We start from the raw sequence: 1,579 nt of genomic DNA, 5'->3' as shown, positions 1-1,579 counted from the left end.
TAGACATAATGACTCCCACACGGTGTTAGCCTCCGCTTTTCGTGGGTTAGCTTAATTCAAAGCCAGAGCCATAATTAGTTTGTCAAATAACTAAACAGCAGAGGCTAACATGAACAAACATAGCATACTTTTTATCGGACTTGATACTCATAAAGAATTCAATGAAGTCGCCTATATTGAAGAACATAGGGGGGCTCAACCTGTGCACCTTGGCCGAATTTCGTCTTCCAAAGTGGCCGTTCAAAAGCTTGTTCGTCAGTTTGAATCTAAATACCCTGGCGCAACGCTACACTTTGTCTATGAAGCAGGTCCTTGTGGTTATTGGATTTACCGATTAATTACCAGCCTTGGCCATTGCTGTTATGTGGTTGCACCCTCTCTTATTCCTAAAAAGCCTGGTGAGAAAATTAAAACAGATAAACGTGATGCCCTTAAGCTTGCTAAATTACTTAAATCTGAAGATTTAACACCTATTTATGTTCCAGAACCTGAAGATGAAGCCGTACGCGATTTATCTCGCGCACGCGAAATAGCCATGAAGGATTTAAAAGATGCCAAATATCAATTAAAGGCGTTGCTGCTTCGCAATAATATTAATTACAAAGGCACTGCAAATTGGTCACAAAAGCATTTACGTTGGCTCACTGAGCTTGTGTTGCCACATCCCGCGCAGCACATCGTTTTACAAGAGTTTTTACACACGATTAATGAACGAATAAGCCGACTTGAACGGCTAGACAATGAGCTAACACATCACGTCCATCAATGGCGATATTACCCTGTAGTAAAAGCAATACAAGCTATGCGTGGTGTTCGTTTGTTGGTCGCCACTGGCGTTGTGGCTGAGCTTGGCGATTTATCGCGCTTCGACCATCCCCGTAAATTAATGAGTTATCTCGGTCTTGTACCTAGTGAACACTCGAGTGGTGATAAACGCCATATTGGCGCCATCACAAAATGCGGAAACAGCCGAGCAAGGCGTCTTCTCGTTGAAGGTGCACACACTTACCGGTATGCGGCAAATATATCCACAGATATGCAAAAACGACAAGAAGGTTTACCAAAGGACATTATTGATATTGCATGGAAAGCACAACTTAGGCTCTGCAAGCGCTATAAAAAAATGATAGCCAAAGGAAAACACTACAACCTGGTTGTCACCGCCATTGCCCGAGAAATGATTGCATACATATGGGCAATTGCAAAAGAAGTGGTGCTTACGCCAGTGAACGCAAAACTTAGATTGGCAAGAGTACCCGCATGATAAACGAATTAGAGTTAGTGCATGGGATCAAGCATCGGGTGTGGCACAACCACCGACGGCGTTAGGATGGCATTGCAGCTAACGCTGCATTGAACCACGAACATAGACTGAAGACAGGTGCTACGACGAAATAAGTAAGGTCTGCTCTGTTACTAGAAATAGTAATAACCAACGAATATCAGCAAGATAACCGACGACATTACTTGCTTCATCCTATGTATTAACTCGCTCTAATTCGAGCTGAAGTAATTATGGCTTAAAAAGTTAGGCAGGGATCAGTGTGGCTTAACTTGACAGTGGGAGTCATACCAACGC

Annotated in this window: 1 protein-coding gene; it reads left to right on the top strand. The window is 43.1% G+C overall.

Annotation, left to right across the window (positions count from 1 at the left end):
- Positions 1 to 109: 109 nt before the first annotated feature.
- Entirely contained in the window at positions 110 to 1,264 is a 1,155-nt protein-coding gene (locus AC27JR_RS16970; RefSeq protein ID WP_076920576.1) for an IS110 family RNA-guided transposase, read from the top strand.
- The last annotated feature ends 315 nt before the right edge of the window (positions 1,265 to 1,579 follow it).

The sequence above is a fragment of the Pseudoalteromonas sp. NH0006-26 genome, from assembly GCF_057552415.1.
Note: the sequence above shows the minus strand (reverse complement) of the source record. Positions and strands in the feature narration are given on the sequence as shown.